Origin of the sequence: Clostridium sp. UBA5119 (assembly GCF_002414285.1) — a bacterium.
Lineage (GTDB): Bacteria > Bacillota > Clostridia > Clostridiales > Clostridiaceae > Clostridium_J > Clostridium_J sulfidigenes.
This window is the reverse complement of record NZ_DHYX01000091.1, coordinates 1-6670: the sequence shown is the minus strand read 5'-3', so window position 1 is coordinate 6670 and position 6670 is coordinate 1. Positions and strand designations below refer to the sequence as shown.

Sequence of the window (6670 nt, the reverse complement as noted above, 5' to 3'; positions counted from 1 at the left end):
TAAGAACACATGCTAAGATATTTTTGCTTTTCATAAATATTTCCCCCTATTTATAATATGAAAATATTAGCAATGCTAATATAATTCTCTAATTAAAGAATTATGTCATATCAATGAAAATGAGATACTATTAAAAATATTGTAAAAACAATGTAAGTTAAACTAAAAAATATTTATATTTAATTTGAATAAGGTTTATTAAAACTATAAATATATACTTTACAAATATGAAATATCGAGAAATCAACAATTACAAAATGAAATAGAATTCACACTCGTGATGAGAATGAATTGATAATATTGAAAAAAATATTAATTTATGTGAAAGTATATGAAATGATATACTGAATATTTCACATTAAAATAATAATTAGGTTTAATTCTTATAATATATAATTATACATAAAAAGTTACTATATGTAAATATATTTATTTAAGTGAAAATATGTAATATAATTAATTGTTTATTGTGATAATACATAGGGGATGGATAGATAACTGATGTAGAATTTGTAAGGGATATGAATAAAAAAAAATCTATGGTAGAAAATATAGTTATTACATTAAAACTATATTTTAATAACGCGGAGGTGGAAGCTTGTGGGTAAGACTCCTATGAAAAAAGTGATAAAATCTAAATTGAAAGCTAATAAAGAATTAACTCCACAGGAGGCTTTAAGAGAGCAAATAAAATATGATATAGTAGAAGAATTAGGTTTGGCTGATAAAGTAAATGAATTTGGATGGAGTAGTTTAACTGCAGAAGAGACGGGGAGAATTGGAGGTATGATGACCAAAAAGAAAAAAGGTCTAAATATTCCTAAGAATGATGAGTTTTTTTAGTTTTATATGATATATTACTAATAATCAAGTTTGACTAAGACTTTGTTAGAATAATTAAGATAAATTATTTTAATTTAATTGAGAGATATAATTATAGCTTAGTACATAAATAAACATATAGATATTAGATTTGTTACATAGTCATGGAAGATTTCTTAGACAAAATAAAAAAAGTAATGTAAAATAAATAGGTGATTATATAGAAAAGATGGTGAACCTATGGACTGTTATAATGATTTTGCTGATATATACGATGAACTTATTAATGAAGATATCAATTATAGAGGTTGGGCAGAAAAAATTATTGAGATTTGCAAGGAATATAATGTTGGAAGAAGAGAATATTTAGATTTAGCTTGTGGTACAGGGAATTTTACCAAGTTAATTGGGAAAAACTTTATATTTACAACGGCTATAGATTTATCAGAGTATATGTTATCTATTGCAGATGAAAAATTAAAGGCAGAGGGAATTAAAGCTAAGGTCATGTGCCAAGATATATGTACCTTTAATCTTAAAAAGCAGTTTGATCTGATAACTTGTGGATTGGATTCTACTAATTATATTATTGAGGATGAAAAACTTCAATTATATTTTATGTCAGTTAATAAACACTTAAAGGATGATGGTATTTTTATTTTTGATATTAATACAGAGTACAAAATAAAAAATATACTAGGAAATAATAGCTTTAACTATGACAGAGAAGATGTGGTATATGTTTGGGAGAATCAATTACAAGAGGATATTGTTGATATGTACTTAACATTTTTTGTTAAAGAAGGACGAGTGTACCATAGATTTGATGAACATCACAGAGAGAGAGCTTATAGTGAGAGTAAAATAGAAAAGTTTATAAAAGAAGCAAATCTTGTTATAGAAAAAAAACTCAATTGCTATGAAGAAATTGCCATAGGCGAGAATACAGAAAGAATAACCTATGTTTTGAGTAAGAAAGGATGTTAGAGAAATGAAAGATAAATTAATTAGAGCTACTGCAAAGGATGGCCAAGTAAGAATAATTGCAGCTATTACTACTGAATTAGTGAATGAAGCAACTAAAACTCATGAATGTATGCCAACAGCTTCAGCAGCGTTAGGAAGAATGTTAACTGGTGGAGTTTTGATGGGGGCTATGCTAAAAAATCATACTGATAGTTTAACTATTCAAATAGATGGTTGTGGAGAAGCAAAAGGGGTTACTGTTACTGCCCATCATGATGGAAGTGTTAAAGGATATATAGGAAACCCAAAAGTAAATTTACCTTTAAATGAAAAAGGTAAATTAGAAGTTGGCGGTGCTATAGGTAAAAATGGATATCTAAAAGTAATTAAGGATATGGGGCTTAAAGAACCTTATGTAGGGCAAGTGCCTATATATACAGGAGAAGTAGGAGATGATATAGCATATTACTTTACGGTATCTGAGCAAACACCATCTGCTGTTGCTTTAGGAGTATTGGTAGATACAGATTTATCTATAAAAGCTGCTGGAGGATTTATTATACAAATGATGCCAGGTGCGTCAGAATTCTTAGCAGATATTATAACTTATAGGTTGGAAGAAGTTCCATCAGTAACGGCTATGATAGAGAAAGGAATGACCATAGAAGAAATATTAGAATTTATATTTGAAGATATGGATTTGAAAATATATGATGCTTTAGTACCAGCGTATAAATGCGACTGTTCTAGAGAAAGAGTTGAAAGAGTGCTAATTAGTATTGGTAAAGATGATTTGCAAGAGATATATGATGAGGGTAAGACAGAAGAAATATTGTGCCATTTTTGTAATAAAACCTATGATTTTAAACCAGAAGATATTAAAAAAATATTAGAAGCTATTAACTAATTTTTATAATAAATTCTAAAAACCATATTGACAATAAACTAAAAATTTAATATAATAGTCTTTGTTAAGACTTGGAAGATTTATTGTTTTTTAAGCTTAGCAAAGATTATTTTTAATAGTAGTATCACAAATTTAAATTTTGGTCGCATAGCTCAGCTGGGAGAGCACCTGCCTTACAAGCAGGGGGTCACAGGTTCGATCCCTGTTGCGACCACCATATGGCCCAGTGGCTCAGTTGGTTAGAGTGCCGGCCTGTCACGCCGGAGGTCGAGGGTTCGAGTCCCTTCTGGGTCGCCAATAAATTCTAAAATTTGTGTCTGGCTCGATAGCTCAGTCGGTAGAGCAGAGGACTGAAAATCCTCGTGTCGCTGGTTCGATTCCTGCTCGAGCCACCATTATTACGCGGGAGTGGCTCAGTGGTAGAGCGTCACCTTGCCAAGGTGAACGTCGCGAGTTCGAATCTCGTCTTCCGCTCCAATATGGCGCCATAGCCAAGTGGTAAGGCAGAGGCCTGCAAAGCCTTTATCCCCAGTTCAAATCTGGGTGGCGCCTCCAAAAAAGCAAGTAATTTATTTACTTGCTTTTTTATTTTGTATATTATATAAATATGATTCTTAGAGAGAGGCATTAAAATTAAATATTAAAAATTCATATTGTAGCATTTTGTATAGATGATCTACTAAATATCTAAAAAGTATATACTACCTCTATCAATTAGTTGAGAGTTGGATAAAGAAATAGGGGTTATGCCATGCTTATCTAAAAATCTTTTTATTAAATTCCCGTGAGGATATAAATCTAAATCTCCATAAAAAACTATAGTTTTAGAATCTATCATACCGCAAGTTCCTCCAATAAAGCCGTAATTCAAATGAGGTAAAAGAATGTCCCCTGGTGGAATTAATAGTACATCATATCCATAGTTATTTAATTCTTTGTAAATACATATATCAGAAGTTATGAAGGCTTTATTAGATAATACTACAGTAGAGCATTTAGTATAACCTTGATTAACATTTATTAAAGTCTTATGATGAATGTTTTCTAATAAAGTTTTATCAGTATACCTTATATTATGCATAAAAAAATCAGGAGTATTTACAGCATTAAGAATAATATCATTAGGATATTTATCAGTTAAAGTGCTAGTGCTTCTCAATACTGTTAGATTTAGAGATTTTAGAGTTTCTTCAAAGATAGAAGAGGCATCTTTATGAATGATAATATTATTATTGTCTATGAAATGCATAAGAATATCAGGATGACCACATATAGCTGGATATAATGAATTGCAAGGTTCGCAAAGGATAACTTTACAATTTAAATTTTCTAAAGCAAATAATTCCTCAAAAGAAATTCTAAAGTCTACAAAAGCATATTTCAAAAATGTCACCACCTTAAGGTTAGTTGTTATCAATAATTTATATTTTAATATATATCTAACCATACTATCAAAATGATAGATTCTCCTCAAACCCGCATAGATAGAACAAATAGTTATATAGATATATATTTAAAAAGTTACGGATGTAACATTCATATCCATATTTCTACAAAAAAATTTATTTACGGTGTAGTTGTCTAAAAAATAGAGCCTTTATTTAATTTAAGCAATATATTAATTTAAAAATAATATATCATATATGCTATAAAATTTGTAGAATAAATTGGATTTAATAAATTGTATATAGTAAAAAATAAAAACACATAATATACATAATATATTAAAGTGAAGTTCTGTATCTATAAAATTCTTAACATGAAGTGGGGTGATTGAATGCTACTGTTGACCATTGTAAATAATAGCTATAAGGATTATGTATTAAATCAAGTTAAGAGTATGGGTGAGTATTTAAGAAAAAAAAAGAAAAGTATAAATTTAAAAATTGAAAATGATGAATTGAATGAATGTCTACATATATATTGGGTNNAGGCTGAAGTTAAGAAGTTATTTAACTATTATACAGCGAATATTTTATATGGTGTGATTATTAATGAGTTTTTAGAAAAAAGGGTTAATAAACATCTAAATGAAACGTATAATTTTCTTAACTATAACGATATAAGTATTATAAAAAAGGATATATATAAAATTTTAAAAGAAGAAGTACCTATAGATGATACTGTGATATATTATATGAATAAGAAAAATAATATTTTAGATAGAATTATTAATTGTATAGAAGAAGGAAACGTATTAAATATTAAAGGGTTTATGGACTTTAGATCCAAGGAATTAATGCCACAGATATATACCATAATAGAAAAAGTGGTAGAAAGTTATATGATAGAAAAAGAGTATAATGAATTTATTAGTCTTTTAAAGTATTTTGTTGAGATACAAGAAAGTAAGGCTGAAAAAGTAGATTTGTATATTGGAAAAAGAGGAGATTCATATATACTTAGAGATGAATTTGGAAATAATATTATGGAAACCCTTTTGAATGAGATTTGCGAAAATAAAAATATAGTAGACGTTAGTCAAGATGATTTAGTTATAAGTGGACTAATAACTATGTGCCCGAAAAAGATAGTAATACATTCTGCTAATAGATGTAAAAATAAGGAGCTAATTAATACTCTAGAGAAAGTTTTTGAAAATAGAATTTATCATTGTAGTGGTTGTAATGAATGTTTAATGTTTAAAGAAATTATAGAAATGCCTATTGACAATAATATAAAGGTGTAGTAATATTAACTATGTTAGTGAAAAAGTAAATAACTAATTAACAAGTAGAAACTGCCGTTTCTCACCTTACAGTACTGCTAGTAAGGTAAAATTTTGGTTTACAATAATTGTAATAACAGGACGGCGTTTGCTGTCCTTTTTATTTTATATAAAATAAAAATATGTGGTTTAAAAGCCGGAGGTGAATGTTATCAGTAAAAATAAAGATTTCATGATGAATGAAGAGATAAGAGACAAAGAAGTTAGAGTTATTAACTCAGACGGGGAAGCACTAGGAGTAATTTCTACAAAAGAAGCATTAGAAATTGCATTACAAAAGGAATTAGATTTAGTTGTAGTATCTCCAAATGCAAAACCTATGGTATGCAAAATCATGGATTTTGGTAAGTTTGTTTATGAACAACAAAAGAAAGAAAAAGAAGCTAAAAAGAAACAAAAAATCACTACTCTTAAAGAAATTAGACTAAGTGCTAGCATAGAAGAGCACGATATTGAGATAAAGGCTAATAATGCTAGAAAGTTCTTATTAGATGAAGACAAAGTTAAAGTTACTGTGAGATTTAGAGGAAGAGAAATTGAAAACTCACAGGTTGGACGCAAGATATTAAACCTTTTTGTAGAAAAATTAGGTGATGTTTATATTATTGAAAAGCCAGCTAGACAAGAAGGAAGAAATATGATAATGATATTAGCTCCAAAAAGAGCATAACCGAGAGGAGGACTTTACAATGCCAAAAATGAAAACACATAGAGGTGCAGCAAAGAGATTTAAAAAGACAGGAACAGGTAAGTTAAAAAGATCTAAAGCTTTTAGACGCCATATATTAACTAAGAAGAGCAGAAAGACTAAGAGAAATCTTAGAAAAACAGGATATGTTTCAACTACTCAAGAAAAAATAATGAAGAAATTACTACCATACTTATAGTAGGAAGTTATCTAGGAGGTAAATATAATGGCAAGAGTAAAAAGAGCGATGAATAGTCGTAAAAAACATAAAAAAGTATTAAAACTTGCAAAAGGATACTACGGTGGAAAAAGCAAGTTATTTAAAACAGCTAATGAATCAGTAATAAGAGCATTAAGAAATGCTTATGTTGGAAGAAAATTAAAGAAAAGAGATTTCAGAAAACTATGGATAGCTAGAATAAATGCAGCTGCTAGAATGAATGATCTTTCTTATTCAAAATTCATGAATGGAATGAAACTTGCTGGAGTTGAAATAAACAGAAAAATGCTTTCTGAAATAGCAATCAACGATCCAAAAGCATTTGCTGAATTAGTAGAG

The 6670-nt window shown here is 28.7% G+C and carries 8 protein-coding genes, 5 tRNA genes and 1 other annotated feature; of the genes, 12 read left to right on the top strand and 1 reads right to left on the bottom strand.

The genetic code is table 11. From position 1 onward, the window contains the following. Positions 1–600 precede the first annotated feature (600 nt). From B2671_RS13945 to B2671_RS13910, 8 genes are all read left to right on the top strand, one after another. Entirely contained in the window at positions 601–843 is a 243-nt protein-coding gene (locus B2671_RS13945; RefSeq protein WP_346870943.1) for a small, acid-soluble spore protein, alpha/beta type, read from the top strand. A gap of 219 nt (positions 844–1062) precedes the next feature. After that, entirely contained in the window at positions 1063–1809 is a 747-nt protein-coding gene (locus B2671_RS13940) for a class I SAM-dependent methyltransferase (protein ID WP_346870942.1), read from the top strand. Between the two features lie 4 nt (positions 1810–1813). After that, the gene (gene hslO, locus B2671_RS13935; RefSeq protein ID WP_346870941.1) at positions 1814–2695 is read left to right on the top strand and encodes an Hsp33 family molecular chaperone HslO; all 882 of its coding nucleotides are present in this window, start codon (positions 1814–1816) and stop codon (positions 2693–2695) included. A gap of 141 nt (positions 2696–2836) precedes the next feature. After that, positions 2837–2912: transfer RNA gene (locus B2671_RS13930), tRNA-Val, on the top strand. Positions 2913–2915: 3 nt separating this feature from the next. Then, a tRNA-Asp gene (locus B2671_RS13925) sits at positions 2916–2992 on the top strand. Positions 2993–3014: 22 nt separating this feature from the next. After that, positions 3015–3090 (top strand) — tRNA-Phe (locus tag B2671_RS13920). A gap of 7 nt (positions 3091–3097) precedes the next feature. Next, positions 3098–3172 (top strand) — tRNA-Gly (locus B2671_RS13915). A gap of 4 nt (positions 3173–3176) precedes the next feature. Continuing rightward, positions 3177–3250: transfer RNA gene (locus tag B2671_RS13910), tRNA-Cys, on the top strand. 124 nt (positions 3251–3374) lie between these two features. Here the strand turns inward: B2671_RS13910 and B2671_RS13905 are convergent. Further along, entirely contained in the window at positions 3375–4079 is a 705-nt protein-coding gene (locus B2671_RS13905) for a DUF6873 family GME fold protein (RefSeq protein ID WP_346870940.1), read from the bottom strand. Positions 4080–4472: 393 nt separating this feature from the next. On the opposite strand from B2671_RS13905, the gene ytxC reads away from it, so the two are divergent. From ytxC to rplT, 4 genes are all read left to right on the top strand, one after another. Beyond that, the gene (gene ytxC, locus B2671_RS13900) at positions 4473–5384 is read left to right on the top strand and encodes a putative sporulation protein YtxC (RefSeq protein WP_346870939.1); all 912 of its coding nucleotides are present in this window, start codon (positions 4473–4475) and stop codon (positions 5382–5384) included. 36 nt (positions 5385–5420) lie between these two features. Beyond that, positions 5421–5532: a sequence feature (ribosomal protein L20 leader region), on the top strand. Between the two features lie 33 nt (positions 5533–5565). Continuing rightward, complete coding sequence (gene infC / locus B2671_RS13895; protein ID WP_346870938.1) at positions 5566–6093, top strand: translation initiation factor IF-3; 528 nt, start codon at positions 5566–5568, stop codon at positions 6091–6093. A 19-nt stretch (positions 6094–6112) separates the two neighbouring features. After that, a complete protein-coding gene (gene rpmI / locus B2671_RS13890; protein ID WP_035135823.1) occupies positions 6113–6310 on the top strand; it encodes a 50S ribosomal protein L35 in 198 nt (65 codons plus the stop codon). Between the two features lie 27 nt (positions 6311–6337). Continuing rightward, a partial coding sequence (gene rplT, locus B2671_RS13885) for a 50S ribosomal protein L20 (protein WP_346870937.1) occupies positions 6338–6670 on the top strand: 333 nt, incomplete at its 3' end.

Excerpts from the sequence above, each read along its gene's own strand:
- rpmI (WP_035135823.1), top strand. The coding sequence starts at position 6,113 with ATGCCAAAAATGAAAACACATAGAGGTGCAGCAAAGAGATTTAAAAAG.
- B2671_RS13940 (WP_346870942.1), top strand. The coding sequence starts at position 1,063 with ATGGACTGTTATAATGATTTTGCTGATATATACGATGAACTTATTAAT.
- hslO (WP_346870941.1), top strand. The coding sequence starts at position 1,814 with ATGAAAGATAAATTAATTAGAGCTACTGCAAAGGATGGCCAAGTAAGA.